This is a genomic window from Herbaspirillum sp. C7C2 (genome assembly GCF_022627865.1).
Lineage (GTDB): Bacteria > Pseudomonadota > Gammaproteobacteria > Burkholderiales > Burkholderiaceae_D > Herbaspirillum > Herbaspirillum frisingense.
On the sequence record NZ_JABXGI010000006.1, the window covers coordinates 86,081 to 104,910 of the forward strand.

The 18,830-nt window shown below is 64.8% G+C and carries 20 protein-coding genes; 4 read left to right on the forward strand and 16 right to left on the reverse strand.

Annotation, left to right across the window (positions count from 1 at the left end; translation table 11 throughout):
- Window positions 1–21 precede the first annotated feature (21 nt).
- Complete coding sequence (ruvA, locus tag HWE04_RS11285; RefSeq protein WP_077235750.1) at window positions 22–600, reverse strand: Holliday junction branch migration protein RuvA; 579 nt, start codon at window positions 598–600, stop codon at window positions 22–24.
- A gap of 108 nt (window positions 601–708) precedes the next feature.
- Between ruvA and HWE04_RS11290 the strand changes: the two genes are divergently transcribed.
- Window positions 709–1,650 carry a DUF808 domain-containing protein gene (locus tag HWE04_RS11290; RefSeq protein WP_241812468.1) on the forward strand — a complete coding sequence of 314 codons (942 nt, stop codon included), beginning with the start codon at window positions 709–711 and terminating at the stop codon, window positions 1,648–1,650.
- Here the strand turns inward: HWE04_RS11290 and ruvC are convergent.
- From ruvC to HWE04_RS24605, 5 genes are read right to left on the reverse strand one after another with little or no spacing between them, the layout of a single operon-like run.
- Window positions 1,647–2,189, reverse strand: a complete 543-nt coding sequence (ruvC, locus tag HWE04_RS11295; RefSeq protein WP_006463633.1) for a crossover junction endodeoxyribonuclease RuvC — start codon at window positions 2,187–2,189, stop codon at window positions 1,647–1,649. The two genes, HWE04_RS11290 and ruvC, sit on opposite strands and share 4 nt — an antisense overlap.
- 35 nt (window positions 2,190–2,224) lie before the next feature.
- On the reverse strand, window positions 2,225–3,691 hold the full coding sequence (locus HWE04_RS11300) for an FAD-binding domain-containing protein (protein WP_241812469.1): 1,467 nt from the start codon (window positions 3,689–3,691) through the stop codon (window positions 2,225–2,227).
- Window positions 3,691–4,062, reverse strand: coding sequence for a thiol-disulfide oxidoreductase DCC family protein (locus HWE04_RS11305; protein WP_446719224.1), 372 nt, complete (start codon window positions 4,060–4,062; stop codon window positions 3,691–3,693). The genes HWE04_RS11300 and HWE04_RS11305 overlap by 1 nt, the downstream gene beginning before the upstream one ends.
- Window positions 4,063–4,105: 43 nt before the next feature.
- Window positions 4,106–5,395, reverse strand: a complete 1,290-nt coding sequence (locus HWE04_RS11310; RefSeq protein ID WP_241812471.1) for an FAD-binding domain-containing protein — start codon at window positions 5,393–5,395, stop codon at window positions 4,106–4,108.
- A gap of 11 nt (window positions 5,396–5,406) precedes the next feature.
- Complete coding sequence (locus tag HWE04_RS24605; protein WP_446719225.1) at window positions 5,407–5,499, reverse strand: DUF2256 domain-containing protein; 93 nt, start codon at window positions 5,497–5,499, stop codon at window positions 5,407–5,409.
- Window positions 5,500–5,671: 172 nt separating this feature from the next.
- On the opposite strand from HWE04_RS24605, the gene HWE04_RS11320 reads away from it, so the two are divergent.
- Window positions 5,672–6,691: a MerR family transcriptional regulator gene (locus HWE04_RS11320; protein ID WP_241812472.1), complete on the forward strand. Its 1,020-nt coding sequence runs from the start codon at window positions 5,672–5,674 to the stop codon at window positions 6,689–6,691.
- Between the two features lie 99 nt (window positions 6,692–6,790).
- Here HWE04_RS11320 and purH read toward each other — a convergent pair whose 3' ends face one another.
- The 7 genes from purH to tyrS form a co-directional block, all read right to left on the reverse strand.
- On the reverse strand, window positions 6,791–8,362 hold the full coding sequence (gene purH / locus HWE04_RS11325; RefSeq protein ID WP_241812473.1) for a bifunctional phosphoribosylaminoimidazolecarboxamide formyltransferase/IMP cyclohydrolase: 1,572 nt from the start codon (window positions 8,360–8,362) through the stop codon (window positions 6,791–6,793).
- A 104-nt stretch (window positions 8,363–8,466) separates the two neighbouring features.
- A complete protein-coding gene (locus tag HWE04_RS11330) occupies window positions 8,467–8,700 on the reverse strand; it encodes a Fis family transcriptional regulator (protein ID WP_006463627.1) in 234 nt (77 codons plus the stop codon).
- Between the two features lie 183 nt (window positions 8,701–8,883).
- The gene (dusB, locus tag HWE04_RS11335; RefSeq protein ID WP_077235757.1) at window positions 8,884–9,903 is read right to left on the reverse strand and encodes a tRNA dihydrouridine synthase DusB; all 1,020 of its coding nucleotides are present in this window, start codon (window positions 9,901–9,903) and stop codon (window positions 8,884–8,886) included.
- 193 nt (window positions 9,904–10,096) lie between these two features.
- Window positions 10,097–10,741, reverse strand: coding sequence for a histidine phosphatase family protein (locus HWE04_RS11340; protein WP_241812474.1), 645 nt, complete (start codon window positions 10,739–10,741; stop codon window positions 10,097–10,099).
- A gap of 8 nt (window positions 10,742–10,749) precedes the next feature.
- Entirely contained in the window at window positions 10,750–11,397 is a 648-nt protein-coding gene (locus tag HWE04_RS11345; RefSeq protein WP_166758457.1) for a YbhB/YbcL family Raf kinase inhibitor-like protein, read from the reverse strand.
- Window positions 11,398–11,482: 85 nt separating this feature from the next.
- Window positions 11,483–11,947, reverse strand: a complete 465-nt coding sequence (gene dtd / locus HWE04_RS11350; RefSeq protein ID WP_006463623.1) for a D-aminoacyl-tRNA deacylase — start codon at window positions 11,945–11,947, stop codon at window positions 11,483–11,485.
- A gap of 12 nt (window positions 11,948–11,959) precedes the next feature.
- Window positions 11,960–13,219: a tyrosine--tRNA ligase gene (gene tyrS / locus HWE04_RS11355; RefSeq protein WP_241812475.1), complete on the reverse strand. Its 1,260-nt coding sequence runs from the start codon at window positions 13,217–13,219 to the stop codon at window positions 11,960–11,962.
- Between the two features lie 246 nt (window positions 13,220–13,465).
- On the opposite strand from tyrS, the gene HWE04_RS11360 reads away from it, so the two are divergent.
- Both HWE04_RS11360 and HWE04_RS11365 read left to right on the forward strand, forming a co-directional pair.
- Window positions 13,466–14,863 (forward strand): M23 family metallopeptidase, encoded by a 1,398-nt coding sequence (locus tag HWE04_RS11360; RefSeq protein ID WP_241812476.1) that lies wholly within the window; start codon window positions 13,466–13,468, stop codon window positions 14,861–14,863.
- Window positions 14,864–14,955: 92 nt separating this feature from the next.
- On the forward strand, window positions 14,956–16,098 hold the full coding sequence (locus tag HWE04_RS11365; protein ID WP_241812477.1) for an anhydro-N-acetylmuramic acid kinase: 1,143 nt from the start codon (window positions 14,956–14,958) through the stop codon (window positions 16,096–16,098).
- A 201-nt stretch (window positions 16,099–16,299) separates the two neighbouring features.
- On the opposite strand, the gene HWE04_RS11370 is transcribed toward HWE04_RS11365, so the two are convergent.
- The 3 genes from HWE04_RS11370 to mtgA all read right to left on the reverse strand — a co-directional run bounded on the left by HWE04_RS11370 (window position 16,300) and on the right by mtgA (window position 18,780).
- A complete protein-coding gene (locus HWE04_RS11370; protein ID WP_006463619.1) occupies window positions 16,300–16,767 on the reverse strand; it encodes a glycine zipper 2TM domain-containing protein in 468 nt (155 codons plus the stop codon).
- Window positions 16,768–16,905: 138 nt separating this feature from the next.
- Complete coding sequence (gene corA / locus HWE04_RS11375; RefSeq protein ID WP_006463618.1) at window positions 16,906–17,871, reverse strand: magnesium/cobalt transporter CorA; 966 nt, start codon at window positions 17,869–17,871, stop codon at window positions 16,906–16,908.
- Between the two features lie 201 nt (window positions 17,872–18,072).
- Window positions 18,073–18,780 (reverse strand): monofunctional biosynthetic peptidoglycan transglycosylase, encoded by a 708-nt coding sequence (mtgA, locus tag HWE04_RS11380; RefSeq protein WP_006463617.1) that lies wholly within the window; start codon window positions 18,778–18,780, stop codon window positions 18,073–18,075.
- Between the last annotated feature and the right edge of the window lie 50 nt (window positions 18,781–18,830).

Consider the following 18,830-nt stretch of genomic DNA (forward strand, 5'->3'; position numbering starts at 1 on the left):
CTGATCCTTGTCGGCCCTGGCCTAGCCCTTGGAGAGGGCCTTGAGGGCATGCTTGATGCCGTCCGAGACGCTGGCGTCCTTGGGAACCTGCTTCATGGCCAGGCTGGCTTCCTTGTCCGAATAACCCAGTGCCAGCAGGGCGTTGAGGATGTCGGCCGTGGCGTCGCTGTGGACCACGCCGGCCACCGCGCCCAGGTCGGCACCGAGCTTGCCCTTCAGTTCCAGCAACAGGCGTTCGGCGGTCTTCTTGCCGATGCCCGGCACGCGGGTCAGGCGACCGGCCTCCTGCAGCGTGACGGCCTGGGCCAGGTCGGCCACCGACATGCCCGAGAGGATGGCCAGCGCGGTACGGGCGCCGACGCCGGAAATCTTGATCAGTTCCTTGAACGTATTGCGTTCCTCGGCGGTCCCAAACCCGAACAGGATGTGGGCATCCTCGCGGATGGCGAGGTGGGTCAGCAGCGTCACCTTCTCACCCAGCCCGGGCAGGTTGTAGAAGGTGCTCATCGGCACCACCACCTCGTAGCCGACGCCCTGGCAGTCGACCAGCAGATTCGGGGGGATTTTTTCTAGAAGAATTCCTGAGAGGCGACCGATCATGGCGTCTTTGATGTGCGTGAGCTGCAGCTTCTGTGATAATCCCGGGATGATACAGCACTGTTCGGATAAACAGTATCCAACGATAACAAGCTTGAATAAAGGACAACCATGGCCGGCAGCGCCTTCTTCGCATTGATCGACGACATCGCCACGGTGCTCGACGATGTTTCCCTGATGACCAAGATGGCGGCCAAGAAGACCGCCGGCGTGCTGGGCGACGACCTGGCCCTCAATGCCCAGCAGGTCAGCGGCGTGCGCGCCGAGCGCGAACTGCCGGTGGTGTGGGCGGTCGCCAAGGGCTCGCTGAAGAACAAGGCCATCCTGGTGCCGGCGGCGCTGGCCATCAGCGCCTTCATTCCCTGGGCGGTGACGCCGCTGCTGATGCTGGGCGGCGCCTTCCTTTGCTTCGAGGGCTTCGAGAAACTGGCCCACAAATACCTGCCGCATGACGAGCAACACCACGAGGTCGCCGCCACCGCCCCCGAGGAAGTCGACCCGGTCAGCTACGAGCGCGAGAAGATCAAGGATGCCGTGCGCACCGACTTCATCCTCTCGGCCGAGATCATCGCCATCACGCTGGGGACAGTGGCCGGCGCCCCGCTGCAGCAGCAGATCACGGTACTGGTGGGCATTGCGCTGATCATGACGGCCGGTGTCTATGGCCTGGTAGCGGGCATCGTCAAGCTCGACGATGGTGGCCTCTACCTGGTGCAGCACGCCGGCTCCAGCGCCTGGGGCCGTCTGAAGGCTGCGGTGGGCCGCGCCATCCTGGCGGCGGCGCCGAAGATGATGCGCAGCCTGTCGGTGATCGGCACCGTCGCCATGTTCATGGTGGGCGGTGGCATCCTGACCCACGGCCTGCCGTTCGCCCATCACGCCATCGAAGCGGCAGCGGTTGCCGTAGAGGGCGTTGCGGTGATCGGCCCGGTACTGGGCGCGATTGCGCCTGCAGTATTGAATGCGCTCTTCGGCGTGGTCGCCGGTGCGGTGGTGCTGGTGATGGTGAAGCTGGCGCAGCGCGTGCTGTCGCTCTTCAAGACGAAAGACTAACCGACCAGCCGCCCGCCGCGCATGCGGATGCCCTTGCGTGCCAGCGCCGGGGCCAACGCTCCCAGGTCGGACAAGACCCCTCCCCCGTGCGCATGGCAGATCGCCACGCCCAGCGCATCGGCGGCGTCGGTGCCGGGCAACCCCGGCAGTTTCAGCAGCCGCGCCACCATTTCCTGCACCTGCGCCTTTTGCGCCCGCCCATGGCCTGCCACGGCCTGCTTGACCTGCAGCGCCGTGTATTCGGCCACCGCTAGGTCGGCCGCGACCATGGCGCAGATCGCCGCGCCCCGGGCCTGCCCCAGCAGCAGCGTGGACTGCGGGTTGACGTTGACGAACACCTTTTCGATGGCAGCGCAATCAGGGGCATAGGTCCGCACCACCTCGCCGACGCTGGAGAGGATCACCTTGAGCCGGGACGGCAGATCGCCATCCGGCGTCTTGATGGTGCCGGAGGCGATATAGGACAGCGTGTTGCCCTGCTTGTGGATGACTCCGAAACCGGTGGTGCGCAAGCCAGGGTCGATACCGAGGATTTTCATGCCCGCCAGTCTAACCGATCGGACCGACCCAGGCCCTAGAACAACACGCCCTGACCGGGGTCGGCGGTCTTTTTGCGGCCGCGTCGCTGCGTGGTCGCGGGCAGGCCGCTCTTGCGCGAGCCGTGCCTGTCCTGGATGGCGTCGGCTTCCTGACGGGCGACCGGGCTGTGACGGTGGCCATAGAGCGCCTCCTTGGCCTGGGCCAGCGCGCTCTTTTCGTCGACGATGGGCGCGGGATAGGCTGGCGTGCCATATTCCGGCACCCAGCGCCGGACGTACTCACCCAGGGGATCATGGTCCCGCGCCTGCTTGGCCGGCGAATAGATGCGCAAGGTATTGATGCCGGTGGTGCCGGATTGCATCTGCATCTGGCTCCAGTGGATGCCGGGTTCGAAATCCAGGAACTGGCGTGCCAGGAACAATCCCGGCGCGCGCCAATGCAGCCACAGGTGGTAGGCGGCGAAGCTGACCAGCATGGCGCGCATGCGGAAGTTGAGCCAGCCGGTGCTGCATAGCTGGCGCATGCAGGCGTCCACCATGGGATAGCCGGTACGCCCTTCGCACCAGGCATCGAAGCGTTCCTGTGCCAGTGCGCCCCACGGCCCGCCATCTCCGGGGCGCAGGCCATCGAGCGAGCGGGCGATATTGCGCCATTCGAGATCGGGCTGGTCTTCCAGCTTCTGCATGAAGTGGCAATGCCAGCGCAGGCGGCTGGAAAAGCCGCGCAGACCGTAGGCCAGCTCGCGGTCCGGTGTGTGTTCGATGGCCAGCTCGGTGGCCTGGTGCACGCTGCGCATGGACAACGTGCCGAAGGCCAGGTGCGCGCTGAGACGGCTGCAGGCTTCAGGCGCAGTCAGGGGGCTGGACAGAGCCCGCCGGTAATCGCGTCCATCACCGCCGAGAAAGGCGCGCAGGCGCTCCCAGGCATCGGCTTCCCCGGCGGGCGGCTGCAGGCGCGGCGTGCGCAGGCCGAGATCGGCCAGCGTGGGCAGCGGATCGGGCTGCATCCCCGGTGGGGCGCAAAAGCCGACAGGCATCGCCACCTGCGGCGCCTCCATACGCTGCAGCCAGCGCGCCGCCCAGCCATCGCGACTGCGCAGGCGGCGGATCACGCCGGTCTGCGGCCATTCCTGCCAGTGGACATGCTGGATGCGACTCCAGCGGCCGACCGAAATATCACGGGCATAACTCCAGGCGGGGCCGGTTTCTTCGTGGCTGAAGAGATGGGTGACGTTCCATTCACGACGCAGCGCTTCCAGCACCTGCACCGCCTCGCCGATGCGCACCAACAGCGGCATGCCACGCTGTCGCAGCTCGATCTGCAGCGGCTGCAGCGAGCGCAGCAGGAAATCCACGTGGCGCGGATCGCATTCGAAACTCTGCAACCAGGCCGGTTCGATGATGAACAGGCCAAAGGCGCGTTCGCACTGTGCCGCCTGCGCCAGCGGTTGATGATCGCGCAAGCGCAGGTCGCGCTTGAACCAGACCAGGCCGACCGACATCAGGACCGCCGCGAGCGCCCTTCCAGGCGCAGGACCAGACGCTGGAGCGCCGGCCGCAGGTGCAGGAAGCCACGGTAGGAGCGCTCCATCAGCCACAGCATCCCGGGCAGGCGCGCCAGACGGGCCAGCCAGCGCCAGCCTGGCAAGCTCGCCCATAGCTGCACGAAGGCCGCTGCCCCGCTGAAGACCACACCGTCGGCGCGTTGCACATGGAAGCGCGCCAGGAGCTGCTCGCGCGTCAGGCCGGATGGCAAGTGGGAGCCAAGATCGGGCTGGCTGATGTCGCAGAAGCGCAGCGGCGCCTGCTCGCCAAGGCGCTGGTACAGACCGATCTCACGGCGGCAGAGCGGGCAGGCGCCGTCGTAAAGCACGGTCAGCTCATCCTTCTGATTCCCGCTGTTGCGTTCCTCGCCGTCAGCCATCGCAGTGGCCCGCCCGCGCCAGCAGCTCGGCCGCGTCACGCAGGCCATGGGTGCTGCGTCGCCACCACTGGGTGAACAGATCGCTGGGCTTGTCCACCGGCGGAAACAGTCCGGGCGGCGCGCTGCATTGCGCCCACAGCGGCAGCCACGGTGCCAGGTGCGGATCGGACTGGCAGCGCACGCTGCGTGCCACCTTCAGGGCGCGTCCCACGCTGGCGGCGTCGCCGTGCCAGCACAGCGGTGCAAGCTCGCGCATGCGCGCACCGACGAAATCCCAGCGGCGCTGGCTCCACGGCCAAAACAGGTGGAAGTCGGAGAGGTACAGCCCCACCACCAGCGTATCGGGTGCAAGATCAGCTGGCAGTTCGCCCAGGCTCCAGGGATGAACCAGCCAGACGTCGCGCCCGGCCACGGCCTGCGGGTCGGGGGCGACGCTATCCAGGCTGGCCGGGGGTGCCGCCAGCAGGGGGGGCTCGGCAATGCGCGGGCAAGCGCGGGCGGAGGCCGCAGGTTCAGGCGCCACCGGATCGGGCTGCAGGGCGATCTGGCCCAGCGCTTCATAGCTGGTGTCGAGTACTGTACCCGGGCTATGCCAGGCAGCAGGCGCGTACTTGGCCACATTCTCGGCATTGAAGAGATAGGGCTTGTGACTGCCGGTGCCGGCCACCCACTGCCAGCTCAGGTGATTGCTGGCCAGGTCGCCATCCAGCAGGTGACCGACCATCCAGTCGGCACCGGCGCGCCAGTGCAGCTTGCGCAGATGCACGATATAGCTGGCCAGCCACATGCGGGCGTGGTTGTGCAGGGTTCCGGTGGCATACAGGGTGCGCACGGCCTGGTCGATCACCGGCAGCCCGGTGGCACCCTCGCGGATATCGGCCGGCAACTCACGCGCATAGGCCGACTCCGGCAGCGGACCGGGATGCAGCGAATCGAAGATGCGGGCGCCACGGCGCGCCCAGACATAGCGGTAGAACGCGCGCCAGCCCAGTTCATAGACGAACTTGTGCTGCACCTCCAGCGCATGGCGCGCGCAGACGCCAGCCAGCACCTCGCGCAACGTGACCATGCCATGGGTGAGGTAGGGCGACAGCCCTGTCACGGCACCCTCCAGGCTGTTGCGGGTGCGGGCATAGGCCCCCGGGCGCACGGCGGCGATACGCTGGCGGGCGGCGGCCAGGGTGGGCAGCGCAGGAGGCGCCAGGACTTGCGGCGCGGCTTGCGCCGCTTCTTCCGGTGACACGGCATCCAGCACCAGGTCGAATTGGTGTTTGCGGTACATGACTCGACTCCTCAGGAAGCAGCGTGGGCAGGCTTGCGGCGACAGGCGTCGGAACAGTATTTGATGTCATCCCAGTTCCTGGCCCACTTGCGCCGCCAGGTCATGGGCAAGCCGCAGACGGCGCAGGGTTTGCTAGGGCCTGTTGCCGCGATGAGCGTTGGCCTGGCGGGTGGATTTCATGACTCAGGATTGTACGCAATAAATGGTTCAACCTTGATTCAAATCCGCGATTTATCACCTATACTCTGCGTCATTCCTGATTCAACGAGAGAGATCATGAGCACAGACCAGCCGCAGCAGTCCGCCCCTCCCGCAGACAAACCCGCGACCGAGTCATTGCGCCGCACCGGAGCCGTGGCCCGCATGTTGCGCATGCCGGTGGCGACCCTGCGCGTGTGGGAGCGTCGTTATGCGCTGACCCAAGGCAAGCTCTCGCCCAGCGGGCAGCGCCTGTATTCGGAAGCCGATGTGCGGCGCCTGGCCTTGATCCGGCAGTTGACCGAGCTCGGTCATGCCATCGGGAGCCTGGCCGGGCTGGACATGGAGCAGTTGCAACAGGTCGCGGCCACCCATGCCGAACTGCACGCCGTGCGCCCCACCCCGCCGCAGACGGCGCAGGGCCAGTGGCGGGTGGCGGTGATCGGCGCCACCCTGGCGCAGCGGCTGGACAAGCCAGGCCTGCTGCAGCGCCTGGGCCGTCCGCTGCAGTTGCTGGGACCCTTCGAGAGCGTCCAGCAGGCCGCCCTGAGCCTGAAACGGGAAGAAGTCGACGCCCTGCTGCTGCACGAGCCGCAGTTGCATGCCGGCTGGCTGGGAGCGCTGGAGAGTTCGGCACCGGCCTTGAGTGGCTTGCCGATGGCGGTGCTGTATGGCTTTGCCAGCGAAGCAGTATGCGAGACGCTGGCCGCAGTGGGCATCAGCCTGTTGCGGGCGCCGCAACCCGATGTGGTGATCCTGCAATGGCTGCGCGCACTGATGGCGCTGACGGTGCCGGCGCGCAGCGAACCGGCCTGGTCGCAGCAGGCGCCGGTGGCACGCCGCTGGAGCGACAATGAGTTGATCGCCTTCGCCAACCGGTCCACCACGGTGGCCTGCGAATGCCCGCGCCATGTGGCGGAGTTGCTGATGCAGCTGTCGCAGTTCGAGCGCTACAGCGCGCAGTGCGCCAATCGCAACGAGGCCGATGCGCAGTTGCACCAGTACCTGCAGCAATTGACGGCGGAATCGCGCCAGCGCTTCGAAATGGCGCTGAGCCGGATTGCGATGCATGAGGGCCTGGTTCCGGAGCAATCCTGAGCGCAGGCGACCGCGCAAACAACAGCGAAGGCAAACCGAACCCACCAACAAGAACGCCCGGCATATGGCCGGGCGTTCTTGTTTAAAGCATGCAGATGATCAGTGACGGAAGTGACGGGTTCCGGTCAGCAGCATCACCACGTCGCGCTCGTTGGCGGCGTCGATGACTTCCTGGTCGCGCATGGAGCCACCCGGGTGGATGACGCAGGTGGCACCGGCATCAACCACCACGTCCAGGCCGTCGCGGAACGGGAAGAAGGCGTCGGAGGCCACGGCAGAACCCGCCAGGGTCAGGCCGGCGTTCTGCGCCTTGATCGAGGCGATGCGGGCGGAGTCGATGCGGCTCATCTGGCCGGCGCCCACACCCAGGGTCATGCCATTGCCGCAGAAGACGATGGCGTTGGACTTGACGAACTTGGCCACGCGCCAGGCAAACATCAGGTCCTGCAGTTGCTGCTGGGTCGGCTGCTTCTTGCTGACCACCTTCACGTCGGCCAGCAGCACGTTCTTGGCATCCGGCGACTGCACCAGCAGGCCACCGCCGACACGCTTGAAGTCGTAGCCGTTCAGGCCATTGCCCAGCGCGATTTCCAGCAGGCGCACGTTCTGCTTGGCGGCGAAGATCTGCTTGGCTTCAGCACTGAAGGACGGGGCGATCAGCACTTCCAGGAACTGCTTGGCCACCGCTTCGGCCGCAGCCGCATCCACTTCGCGGTTGAAGGCGATGATGCCACCGAAGGCCGAGGTCGGGTCGGTCTGCAACGCCTTGCTGTAGGCTTCCAGCGGGTTGGCACCGATGGCCACGCCACAGGGGTTGGCGTGCTTGATGATGACGCAGGCCGCTTCGGTGGCCGGGTCGAAGCTCTTGACGCATTCCCACGCCGCATCGGCATCGGCGATGTTGTTGAAGGACAGTTCCTTGCCCTGCAGCTGGGTGTAGTTGGCCAGTGCGCCCTCGACCTTCTTGATGTCGCGGTAGAAGGCGGCGCTCTGATGCGGGTTTTCCCCATAGCGCATGTCCTGGACCTTCTCAAAGTGAAGGTTCAGGGTGGACGGGTAGGCGCTGCGGGTGGTGTGCTGCTGGTCTTCGCCCAGGGAGGTGAAGTAATTGGTAATGGCGCCGTCGTATTGCGCAGTGTGGGCAAAGACCTTCTTGGCCAGCGCGAAGCGCTTTTCATAGGGCAGGTCGCCGCCCGACTTCAGCTCGGCCAGCACGCCTTCGTAGTCGGTCGGGTCGCAGATGACGATCACGTCCTTGTGGTTCTTGGCCGAGGAACGCAGCATGGCCGGGCCGCCGATGTCGATGTTCTCGATGGCGTCTTCCAGGGAGCACTCTTGCTTGGCAATGGTCTGCTGGAAGGGATACAGGTTCACCACCACCATGTCGATGGTGGGGATGCCGTGCTGGTCCAGGGCGGCCACGTGCTCGGGGAAGTCACGACGCGCCAGGATGCCGCCATGCACCTTGGGATGCAGCGTCTTCACGCGGCCATCCAGCATTTCCGGGAAACCGGTGTAGTCGGCCACTTCGGTGACCGGCACGCCATTGTCGGCCAGCAGCTTGGCGGTGCCGCCGGTGGACAGGATGTTGACGCCCATGGCGGACAGCGCGCGCGCGAATTCGAGCACGCCTGCCTTGTCGGATACGGAAATGAGTGCTTGTTTGATCATGGTAGGCAAGACTGGTAAGGGAAAGGAAACCTGAAAAACCGTGGAAGGAAGCTGCACCCCTGCATGAACCGGCCCCCTGCACTGCGGCGCCGGCCTCGCGCGGGCTACAGCAGGCCGTGCTGCTGCAGCTTCTTGCGCAGCGTATTGCGGTTGATGCCGAGGATCTCGGCGGCCTGGGACTGGTTACCCTCGGCGCGCGCCATCACGGTCTCGAAGACCGGTTTTTCGACCGTGGCCAGCACCATGTCGTAGACATTGGTGGGGAGTTGCTCTCCGAGATCCCGGAAATACTTTTCCAGGCTCTTCTTGACGACATCCTCGATACTTTCTTTGCTCATGGCGTTGCTGCTTCTGTTTTTTTCCGGTGTGGCCACTGCCGGCGACGCTCGCTGTTGTGAACTGCGCGCCTGCCTGCGTGACCTGCCGTGTTGTTGATCAATTGCGCGCAAGGCGCATCCGATACCCGGTACCCCAAGCCCGATCTCCGTCCCTGCCGGGCGGTCGGGCCATTGCTCGTTCGCTCAGGCGGCCAGGGCCACCTCATCCACCAGACCGTATTGCAGACGCTCGCCGTGCACTGCCTGGTCGGCGAAGAACTGCCGCACCGCCTGCAACTGCTGGTTGCAGTCTTCGATGCGATTCATGCCGCGACGGAACTGCTCGCCGCCGGCCAGTTCGCGCACATACCAGCCGATATGCTTGCGCGCCGTGCGCACGCCCAAGTACTCGCCGTAGAACGCGTAGTGGGCCTGCAGGTGTTCATCCATCAGTTGCACGACCTCGCTCACCAGCGGCGCCGGCAGGTGTTCGCCGGTCTGCAGGAAGTGGTCGATCTCGCGGAAGATCCAGGGACGCCCCTGTGCGGCGCGGCCGACCATGACGGCATCAGCCCCGGTGATGCGCAGGACCTCGCGCGCCTTTTCGGGCGTGGTGATGTCGCCATTGGCCACCACCGGAATACTGACGGCAGCCTTCACGGCGGCGATGGTCTCGTACTCGGCATGGCCGCTGTAGCCGTCGGCGCGGGTGCGACCGTGCAGCGTCAGCATGGCGATGCCGGCCGCCTGGGCGCGGGCGGCGATCTTCAGGGCGTTCTTGTTGGCGCGGTCCCAGCCGGTGCGGAATTTCAGCGTCACCGGCACGTCCACCGCCGACACCACCGCATCCAGGATGCGCGCCACCAGTTCCTCGTCCTGCAGCAGGGCTGAACCGCACCAGCTGTTGCAGACCTTCTTGACCGGGCAGCCCATGTTGATGTCGATGATCTGGGCGCCGCGCTCGACGTTGTACTTCGCGCAATCGGCCAGCATGACGGGATCGGCCCCGGCGATCTGCACCGCCTTGGGCTCCATCTCGCCATCGTGGTTGATACGGCGCGAGGTCTTCTCGCTGTGCCACAGCCGGGGATCGGAAGCCGCCATCTCGGATACGGCATACCCTGCCCCCAGCTGCTTGCACAGCTGGCGGAATGGACGGTCGGTCACGCCCGCCATGGGAGCGACGAACACGTTGTTTCGCAGGGAGTAAGGCCCAATGTTCACGACGTGGATCAGGGGGAGGTACGGGGAAGGGCGCTATTTTAGCGCGATTGACGGCCTCGCCCAACAAGAATCGGGCGCGGTTACATCTTTGGGGCTGATTATTTATTGGGCAAAATCAATTGTTGGCAGTATGCCAATCCTGATTGCCATCCTGCAAGAATCCGGGCCGCGGGCCGCGGCCCGGCGTGCGGATTCAGCGGTCGACCTCGTCCAGCGTCTCGCGCTGGAGGTGACCGATCTCGCCCCAGGAACGGATATGGGCGCGTTGGCCATCCCAGTGCAGGCGGTTGACGCTGGCGTTGAAGATGTCGAAGTTGCGCGGCTGGGCGAAGGAGCTCTGGCTGGCCCAGTGATGGATGCACTCCAGCACGCCGCCATGGGTGACGATGGCCACCTTGCGGTACTGGCCCGAGGCCAGTACCCGCTGCACCGCCGCGACCGAGCGCTCGTAGAACTCGCGCATGGTCTCGGCGATACGCTCGCCGGCCGGGTAGCGGAAGTCCGGCTCGCGGGCTTTCCACTGCCGATAGGCCTCGGGATAGCGGGCCTCGATCTCCACATGGCGCAGACCTTCGAAGGCGCCATAGCAGCGCTCGCGCAAGCCGGTATCGATGGCCACCTGCCGTCCGCTGGCATGGGCCACCGCCTGCGCGGTGTCACGAGCGCGCTGCAGGTCGCTGGCGAAGATGGCATCGATGCCCTCCTCGGCCAGCAGCTCGCCCAGTGCCAGGACCTGGCGCTGGCCGGCCTGGTTGAGCGGAATGTCGATATGCCCTTGCAGGCGCTTGTCCACGTTCCAGTCGGTTTCGCCGTGGCGGATCAGCAGGATGTCGGTCATGCGGGTTTTCAGGTGCGCGGTATGGCGCTGGGGTTGAGGGTGTACAGGCCGGTGAGGGAGGCCTGCGCCAGGACATGGTCGCGTAGCGCCGTCACCACCACCGAACCTTCGAGGTTGCCGGCCACCGGCAGCTGTTCCACGTCCAGTGCATAGAGGGTGAAGATGTAGCGGTGCACCAGCGCATCGTTCCACGGTGGGCAGGGGCCGTCGTAGCCGAAGTAGTCGCCGCGCATGTCGCCGTCGCCGGCGAACCAGCCGGTGTAGTCGTTGATGCCCTGGCGTGCACCGGGCATGACGTCGCCCAGCACCGCCGGACCCGGCTTGCCGCGTGCGGTCACGCCGTTGCTGAACTGGCCGGCCTTGATCTGGCTGACACTGGCCGGAATGTCCACCAGGGTCCAGTGATAGAAATCCACCCGCGGCAGTTCCAGCGGCACGGTCTTGCCTTCCTGGTTGACGTCGTCGCCACGGGAAGGCACGTCAGGGTCATGCACCACCAGCGCCAGCGACCTGGTACCGGCCGGCAGATCGCTCCAGGCGAAGTGCGGGTTCCGGTTGGCCGACAGGGCGACGTGGGTCTTGGGGTCCATCACCGCGAAGGCGAACTCGCCGGGGATGTTGCTACCGTCCTTGAAAGAATCGCTCCAGAATTTCATATCACCTCCTAAAGTAAGGCCACATTCAACACGCTTTGCAAATTCATTTGGGGACGTCCGGCCCGGCTTCAAGCCGGACCGAGGTTCATGACACCAAAGCCTGAGGCTTCACCTGCAGCCAGAAAGTGACCGGCCCGTCGTTGGTCAGCGACACTTTCATGTCGGCGCCAAAACGGCCGGTGCCGACCTTTTCCTGTCCATGCTGCACCCGCGCCTGCGCCACGAAGTGCTCAAACAGCTGCCGCCCCAGTTCGGGCGCGGCCGCTGGCGTGAAGGAGGGGCGTGTACCGGAATTGGTATCAGCGGCCAACGTGAACTGCGGGATCAACAACAGGCCGCCTTGCACGTCGACAACACTGCGATTCATCTTGCCTGCCTCGTCGCTGAAGACGCGATAGGCCAGCAGCTTCTTGAGCAGGGCATCAGCCTGGGCCACGCCATCATGGCGTTCGGCGCAGACCAGTACCATCAGGCCGGGGCCGATGGCACCCAGCGTCTGGCCGTCCACCACCACGGCGGCCTGGCTGACCCGCTGCAACAGGGCAATCATGCGCGCACCAGCTTACGCCAGGGTGACGCGGGCAAACTTGCGCTTGCCGACCTGCACCACGCACTGGCCGGCCTCGACCTTCAAACCCTTGTCGCTGATGACAGTACCGTCGATACGCACGCCGCCCTGCTCCACCATGCGCAGTGCTTCCGAGGTGGAGGCACAGAGGTTGGCCTGCTTGAGCAACTGACCGATGCCCAGCGGCGCGCCCGACAGCGAAACCTCGGGGATGTCGTCCGGGATACCGCCCTTGGAGCGGTTGACGAAATCGGCCAGCGCGTCTTCGGCAGCCTGCTGCGAGTGGAAGCGGGCCACGATCTCCTGGGCCAGGGCAACCTTGATGTCACGCGGATTGCGGCCCCCCTCGACCTCGGCCTTGAAGGCAGCGATCTCGGCGATGGAGCGGAACGACAGCAGGTCGTAGTAGCGCCACATCATCACGTCGGAAATGCTCATCACCTTGGCGAACATGGTGTTGGCCGGTTCGGTGATGCCGATGTAGTTGCCCTTGGACTTGGACATCTTTTCCACGCCGTCCAGGCCTTCCAGCAGCGGCATGGTCAGGATGCACTGCGGCTCCTGGCCGAAGTCCTTCTGCAGTTCGCGGCCCACCAGCAGGTTGAATTTCTGGTCGGTGCCGCCCAGTTCCAGGTCGGACTTCAGGGCCACCGAGTCATAGCCCTGCATCAGCGGGTAGAGGAATTCATGCACCGAGATCGGCGTGCCTTCCTTGAAGCGCTTGGTGAAGTCGTCGCGCTCCATCATGCGCGCCACGGTGTAGCGCGAGGCCAGCTGGATCATGCCGCGGCTACCCAGGGCATCGCACCATTCGGAGTTGTAGCGGATTTCGGTCTTGCTGGCATCCAGCACCAGGCTGGCCTGGGCGAAATAGGTCTTGGCGTTGATCTCGATCTGTTCGCGCGACAGCGGCGGACGGGTGGCATTGCGGCCGGACGGGTCGCCGATCATCGAGGTGAAGTCGCCGATCAGGAAGATCACCTGATGCCCCAGGTTCTGCAACTGGCGCATCTTGTTCAGGACCACCGTGTGACCCAGGTGCAGGTCAGGGGCGGTCGGGTCCAGTCCCAGCTTGATGCGCAGCGGCTGGCCGCTCTGCTCGGCACGCGCCAGCTTCTGCGCGAATTCGCTTTCGATGAGCAGCTCATCGATACCGCGTTTGGTGATGGCCAGCGCCTCCCGGACCTTGTCTGAGAGGGGCAGCTTGGAGGAGGCGGCGGAGGGCGCGGAAGGGGTGGACTGGTCGGCGTTCATCGATATAACTAAAAAATTGGCATTTGTAGGACAAGACCGCTAAAGCGTGTTGCTATAATTCCGACTTTCGTTTTTCTGCTGGGCGCCAGGACGCCGCCTCAGAAGCTCATCAGCAGGAACAATATTCACACCCGTGCGTATGAAGAATTACGCGGGCGCAACACGGCGGGGGGACAGGAAACGCCGCATTGCAGCCGTACCCGCCATCCGCCACGGAAACGTCAGATTTTAACGTATTCGTATTGCATGTTCCCACAAGATAAACTCAAGCACCTCTCGTCCCTGTGCTTCACCGCGTTGCGATCCTGCCACCACAAAGTCGCCGCCTCCTCGCCCAAGACCCGCATCGTCGGCGCCAGCGCCCTGTTCCTGGCGGCCTTTACCATCGGCGCCGCCGGCTTCGCACCGGCCGAGCCCGACCTGAAGGACGCCCCGGTCAACCCGATTTCCAAGGAACTGGCCCTGCCCGACCTGCAACAGCAGATCAGCGCCCTGGAAGAGCGTTCGCAGTATTACGTGAATGAAGAGAAGGTACGCAGCGGCGACACCCTGGCCACCCTGCTCAACCGCCTGGGCGTGGATGACGACGAGGCCACGGCCTTCATCAAGTCCGATACCCTGGCGCGCACGGTGATGCAGTTGCGCGCCGGCAAGCGTGTGGTGGCCCAGACCGACGACAATGGCGAACTGGTCAAGCTGTCGGCCACCCTCGACGACGGCAGCGACACCCCGAAGAACCTGGTCATCTCGCGCGAGGATGGCAAGCTGACCGCCCAGGCCCAGCCGGCCGTGCTCGAGCGGCGCGTGGAAATGCGCGCCGGCACCATCTTCTCCTCGCTGTTCGCGGCCACCGACGCAGCCCAGATCCCGGACGCCATCGCCATGCAGCTGGTGGACATGTTCGCCACCAACATCAACTTCGCTTCCGACCTGCGTCGCGGCGACCGCTTCAACGTGGTCTACGAGACCTATTACCAGAACGGTGACCTGGTGCGTACCGGTCGCGTGCTGGCCGGCGAATTCGACAATGCCGGCAACCGTTACCAGGCGGTGTGGTTCAGCGACCCGGCCAGCAAGATCGGCGGTGGCGGCTACTACGCCTTCGACGGCAAGTCGCTGAAGAAGGCCTTCCTGAAGTCGCCGCTGGCCTTCACCCGTATCTCTTCCGGCTTCTCGATGCGCCTGCACCCCATCCTGGGCCAGTGGAAACAGCACACCGGCGTGGACTTCGCGGCACCGACCGGCACCCCGATCCATGCGGCGGCCGATGGCGTGGTCGACTTCGTGGGTCAGCAGAATGGCTATGGCAACATCGTCGTCATCAAGCACTGGAGTGGCTACTCCACCGCCTACGGCCACATGAGCCGTTTCGCGCCCAACATCAAGAAGGGCATGAAGGTCAGCCAGAACGACGTGATCGGTTTCGTCGGAATGACCGGCTGGGCGACCGGCCCGCACCTGCACTACGAGTTCCGCGTCAACAACCAGCCGCGCAACCCGCTGTCGGTGGAAGTGCCCAATGTCCAGGCACTGACCGGCCCCCAGATGCAGCGCTTCCGCGCCGTGGCCGACGAGATGCAGCACCGCATGGCCATGCTGCGTGTACCGGGCGCGCCGGATGTGAAACTGGCTTCCATCAAGTAATTCCGCCCGGTATCGTTCCTGCCGGCATGAGCTACGAAGGGCGGTCGCTGTAGAATCAGCGACCGCCCTTTTCTTTTTCCTGCGCCCCTGCCATGAGTTCTTCTTCGTCCCCGTCGTCTTCCCGGCCCCCTTCCCTCTACATCGGCCTCATGTCCGGTACCAGCCTCGATGGCGTCGATGGCGTGCTGGCCGACTTCGACGGCCAGGCCATTTCGGCCACGCTGGCAGCGGCCTACGTCCCCTTCCCCGACCATCTGCGCGCCGACCTGATGGCGCTGCAGGCAGCCGGTCCCAACGAGATCGAACGCGAAGCCATGGCCGCCAATGCACTGGCGGTACATTACGCCGACTGCGTGGCGCAACTGCTGCTGCAATCGGGCAAGTCGGCGGCCGACCTGCGCATGGTGGGGGTACACGGACAGACCATCCGCCATCGCCCGGAACTGGGCTTCACCCGCCAGACCAACAACCCGGCGCTGCTGGCGGAGTTGACCGGCATTGACGTGGTGGCCGACTTCCGTAGCCGCGACGTGGCCGCCGGCGGCCAGGGGGCGCCGCTGGTACCGGCCTTCCATCGGGACATCTTCGGCGATGCGTCGCAATCGCGGGTGGTGGTCAATATCGGTGGCATCGCCAATGTCAGCATCCTGCCGGCCGGTGAAGAAGGGGCCTATGGCTTCGATACCGGCCCCGGCAATGCGCTCATGGATGGCTGGATACAGCTGCACCTGCAGCGCAGCTACGACGCCAACGGCGACTGGGGCGCAAGTGGTCAGATACACGCCGGCCTGCTGGCGCAACTGCGTGACGAAGCCTTCTTCCGCGCCGCGCCGCCCAAGAGTTCGGGACGCGACCTGTTCCACCTGGACTGGCTGCAGGCCGCCCTGCAGCGCAGCGGGCAAACCTTACCGGCACACGACGTACAGGCCACGCTGACCATGCTCACCGCCAGCACGATCGCCGATGCCATCGTGGCCCATGCTCCTGATGCGGGCCAGGTCTATGTCTGCGGTGGAGGGGCGGAAAATGCGCTGCTGATGCGACTGCTACGTCAGCAATTGCAGGGGCGCGCCGAGGTGCAATCGACGGCCGTGCTGGGTGTGGCGCCACAACGGGTGGAAGCGCTGGCCTTCGCCTGGCTGGCGCGCCGCTTCGACCTGCGCCTGCCGGGCAACCTGCCGGCGGTGACCGGAGCGCGTGGCCTGCGGGTGCTGGGCGCGCTCTATCCGGCCTGAGCTGCCTGAGCTGCCTGATCTACCGGACCAATCCCCCTCTGGCCGCCCACAAGAAAAAGGCCGTCCTGCCTAAGCCGGACGGCCTGAACTTTTGCGCTGGATGACCGGTTTCACCCGACCACCCGGCGCCCTCAAGAACCATTGAAAACTATTGCACTGACGCTGGTGCTGCTCATTTCTGCATCAAACTATCAGCTGCGATCAGTAGCGCGAGATACGACCGTTATCCAGGCGCACGCGGTCACCCACTCGGAAGTCGGTATTGTCTTCCTGCGCGAAGGTCTGCAAGGAGCCGTCATTCATGCGAACGCGGATGTTGTAGACCTGGTGACCGGCGGAATTGTTACGCTGCACCTGGTTGCCGGCGTAGGCACCACCGGCGGCGCCTGCCACGGTGGCCAGTACACGGCCGGTACCGCCGCCGACTGCGTTACCGAGCAGGCCGCCAGCCACGCCGCCGACCACTGCACCGGCAACACCGTTGCTTTCCTTGTGGGTGACTTCGATGGCCTCGACCACGCCGGTACCGGAATAGGAGGCAACGCGATCATAGTTCTGCGACTGCGGGGCCGCGCCGTAGGGTTGCTGCGGGCTGGCGCAACCGATCAGCAGGCCGGCGAAGCTGGCGCTGACGATGGCCAGCGAAATGTAATGGTGGCGAGTGGACATGGGGCTCTCCTGATCTGGCGATATACGATGGATGCAGTGTGCCGCGCCGGCAGCGCGCACGGCATCGGAGAAGCCCGGGAAACGGTGTCAGAGAAATGAGGACGTCGCCGTCAGCAGACAGGCCTCAACGGATAGGACTCAGTTGAGCCAGCCGCGCCGACGGAAGTACCAGAACGGCGCAATGGCCGAACCGATCATCATCAGGATCGCCAGCGGATAGCCGATGGGCCAGTCCAGTTCCGGCATGAGCTTGAAGTTCATGCCGTAGATGCTGGCAATCAGGGTCGGTGGCAGGAAGGCTACCGACGCCACCGAGAAGATCTTGATGATCTTGTTCTGGTTGATGTTGATGAAGCCGACGGTGGCGTCCATCAGGAAGTTGATCTTGTCGAACAGGAAGGCGGTGTGGCCGTCCAGCGATTCGATGTCGCGCAGGATCTGGCGGGCATCCTCGAACTGCTCCGAACTCAGGAGCCGCCCGCGCATCAGGAAGCTGACCGCACGGCGTGTATCCATCATGTTGCGACGGATACGCCCGTTCAAGTCTTCTTCGTGGGCGATGGTGTTCAGTACGTCGGCGGCATCCTGGTCGGACAGGCTCTTCTTGAGCACGCTGGTGCTCACCGCCTCCAGCTTCTGGTAGATGCCTTCCAGGGCATCGGCGGAATATTCTGCATCGGTCTCGTAGAGGTCCAGCAGCACGTCGCGATAGTCGCCGATCGAGCCAGGCCGCGAACGGGCGCGCATGCGCACCAGGCGGAACACCGGCAGGTCTTCGGCATGCACCGAGAAGAGGATGTTGCGGGCCAGGATGAAGGCCACCGTCATGGTGGAAGAGGAATCGTCATCCCCTTCGAACAGGAAGTCGGTGCGCAGGTGCAGGTCGCCGTTCTCGGCCTCGAAGTAACGGGCCGAAGCTTCGATGTCGCTGAATTCATCCTCGTCCGGCAGGGTGACGCCATAGATGCTCTTGACCCAGGCGCGTTCCTCGTCGTTCGGCTCGGTCAGGTCCACCCAGACCGGCGCCGCCTGTTCCAGGTCGGTACGGCTGTCGATGTTGACCTGGCTCAGTCGTCCGTTTTGCAACACGAATACATTGATCATGGGCTCTCGCTGGATGGAACGCGGGTGGGAGTGCGGCGACCCGCTGCCGCCGGTGCAGGCCGGCGCGACCTCAGGCGCGAAACGTGCGCAAGTGTACGTTCAACCCCGGCGGCAGGCAAGCACGACACGGGGCCTGTTGTCAGGCCCGTGCTGGCAGCCTGACGTCATACGCCGGTCATGCGCACGCGGCAAGAAAATCGCTCACTTGTGGGTCGGCGGCAGCGTGGCGGCGTTCATGCGGCGCAGGATCAGCCCGGTACGGGCCGCCAGATAGGCCGAGCCGCGATTGCGGTCGTAGTAGCGCGGACGCGGCAGCATCACCGCCAGGCGCGCTGCCTGCTCCGCACCCAGGCCGGCGGCCGTGGTGCGGTAATAGTGCTGGGCGGCGGCCTCGGCGCCGAACACGCCGTTGCCCCACTCCACCACGTTGAGATAGATCTCGAAGATGCGCTGCTTGTCCAGCAGGAATTCCAGCATGTAGGTGATGATGAATTCCTGGCCCTTGCGCAGGTAGCTGCGCTCGCCGGAGAGGAACAGGTTCTTGGCCAGCTGCTGGGTGATGGTAGAGCCGCCGGCGACCACCTTGCCCTTCTTCTCGTTCTTTTCGTAGGCCTTTTGCAGGGCTTCCCAGTCGATGCCGTCATGCTCGGAGAAATTGGAATCCTCGGAAGCGATGATGGCGCGCTTGAGATTGTTGGAAATGCGCGCATACGGCGTCCAGCGGAATTGCAGCTGCGCGTTGGGATCCTTCTCGCGCAGCAATGACAATTGCTGACGCATGAAGCTGGTGGACTCGGGGTTATGGTCCTTCCACCACCAGATCTGGACGAAGAAATACGCCTGCAACAGCAGCACCAGTGCGATGGGCAGGACGATGATCCAGAAGAGCAGCTTGCGTAGCGATTTCATGTGCCGGTTCTTGTTCTGTGGTTCTCGGGTGTCACGATGTGCAGATTCTC

What these genes read in the sequence shown, in the direction of transcription:
- HWE04_RS11360 (WP_241812476.1), top strand. Translation starts at nt 13,466, where the DNA reads ATGTTCCCACAAGATAAACTCAAGCACCTCTCGTCCCTGTGCTTCACC.
- HWE04_RS11345 (WP_166758457.1), bottom strand. Translation starts at nt 11,397, where the DNA reads ATGAAATTCTGGAGCGATTCTTTCAAGGACGGTAGCAACATCCCCGGC.
- dtd (WP_006463623.1), bottom strand. Translation starts at nt 11,947, where the DNA reads ATGATTGCCCTGTTGCAGCGGGTCAGCCAGGCCGCCGTGGTGGTGGAC.
- HWE04_RS11330 (WP_006463627.1), bottom strand. Translation starts at nt 8,700, where the DNA reads ATGAGCAAAGAAAGTATCGAGGATGTCGTCAAGAAGAGCCTGGAAAAG.
- tyrS (WP_241812475.1), bottom strand. Translation starts at nt 13,219, where the DNA reads ATGAACGCCGACCAGTCCACCCCTTCCGCGCCCTCCGCCGCCTCCTCC.
- HWE04_RS11320 (WP_241812472.1), top strand. Translation starts at nt 5,672, where the DNA reads ATGAGCACAGACCAGCCGCAGCAGTCCGCCCCTCCCGCAGACAAACCC.
- HWE04_RS11310 (WP_241812471.1), bottom strand. Translation starts at nt 5,395, where the DNA reads ATGTACCGCAAACACCAATTCGACCTGGTGCTGGATGCCGTGTCACCG.
- mtgA (WP_006463617.1), bottom strand. Translation starts at nt 18,780, where the DNA reads ATGAAATCGCTACGCAAGCTGCTCTTCTGGATCATCGTCCTGCCCATC.
- HWE04_RS11365 (WP_241812477.1), top strand. Translation starts at nt 14,956, where the DNA reads ATGAGTTCTTCTTCGTCCCCGTCGTCTTCCCGGCCCCCTTCCCTCTAC.
- HWE04_RS11340 (WP_241812474.1), bottom strand. Translation starts at nt 10,741, where the DNA reads ATGACCGACATCCTGCTGATCCGCCACGGCGAAACCGACTGGAACGTG.
- corA (WP_006463618.1), bottom strand. Translation starts at nt 17,871, where the DNA reads ATGATCAATGTATTCGTGTTGCAAAACGGACGACTGAGCCAGGTCAAC.
- ruvA (WP_077235750.1), bottom strand. Translation starts at nt 600, where the DNA reads ATGATCGGTCGCCTCTCAGGAATTCTTCTAGAAAAAATCCCCCCGAAT.
- HWE04_RS24605 (WP_446719225.1), bottom strand. Translation starts at nt 5,499, where the DNA reads ATGACCTGGCGGCGCAAGTGGGCCAGGAACTGGGATGACATCAAATAC.
- HWE04_RS11370 (WP_006463619.1), bottom strand. Translation starts at nt 16,767, where the DNA reads ATGTCCACTCGCCACCATTACATTTCGCTGGCCATCGTCAGCGCCAGC.
- HWE04_RS11290 (WP_241812468.1), top strand. Translation starts at nt 709, where the DNA reads ATGGCCGGCAGCGCCTTCTTCGCATTGATCGACGACATCGCCACGGTG.
- purH (WP_241812473.1), bottom strand. Translation starts at nt 8,362, where the DNA reads ATGATCAAACAAGCACTCATTTCCGTATCCGACAAGGCAGGCGTGCTC.
- HWE04_RS11300 (WP_241812469.1), bottom strand. Translation starts at nt 3,691, where the DNA reads ATGTCGGTCGGCCTGGTCTGGTTCAAGCGCGACCTGCGCTTGCGCGAT.
- ruvC (WP_006463633.1), bottom strand. Translation starts at nt 2,189, where the DNA reads ATGAAAATCCTCGGTATCGACCCTGGCTTGCGCACCACCGGTTTCGGA.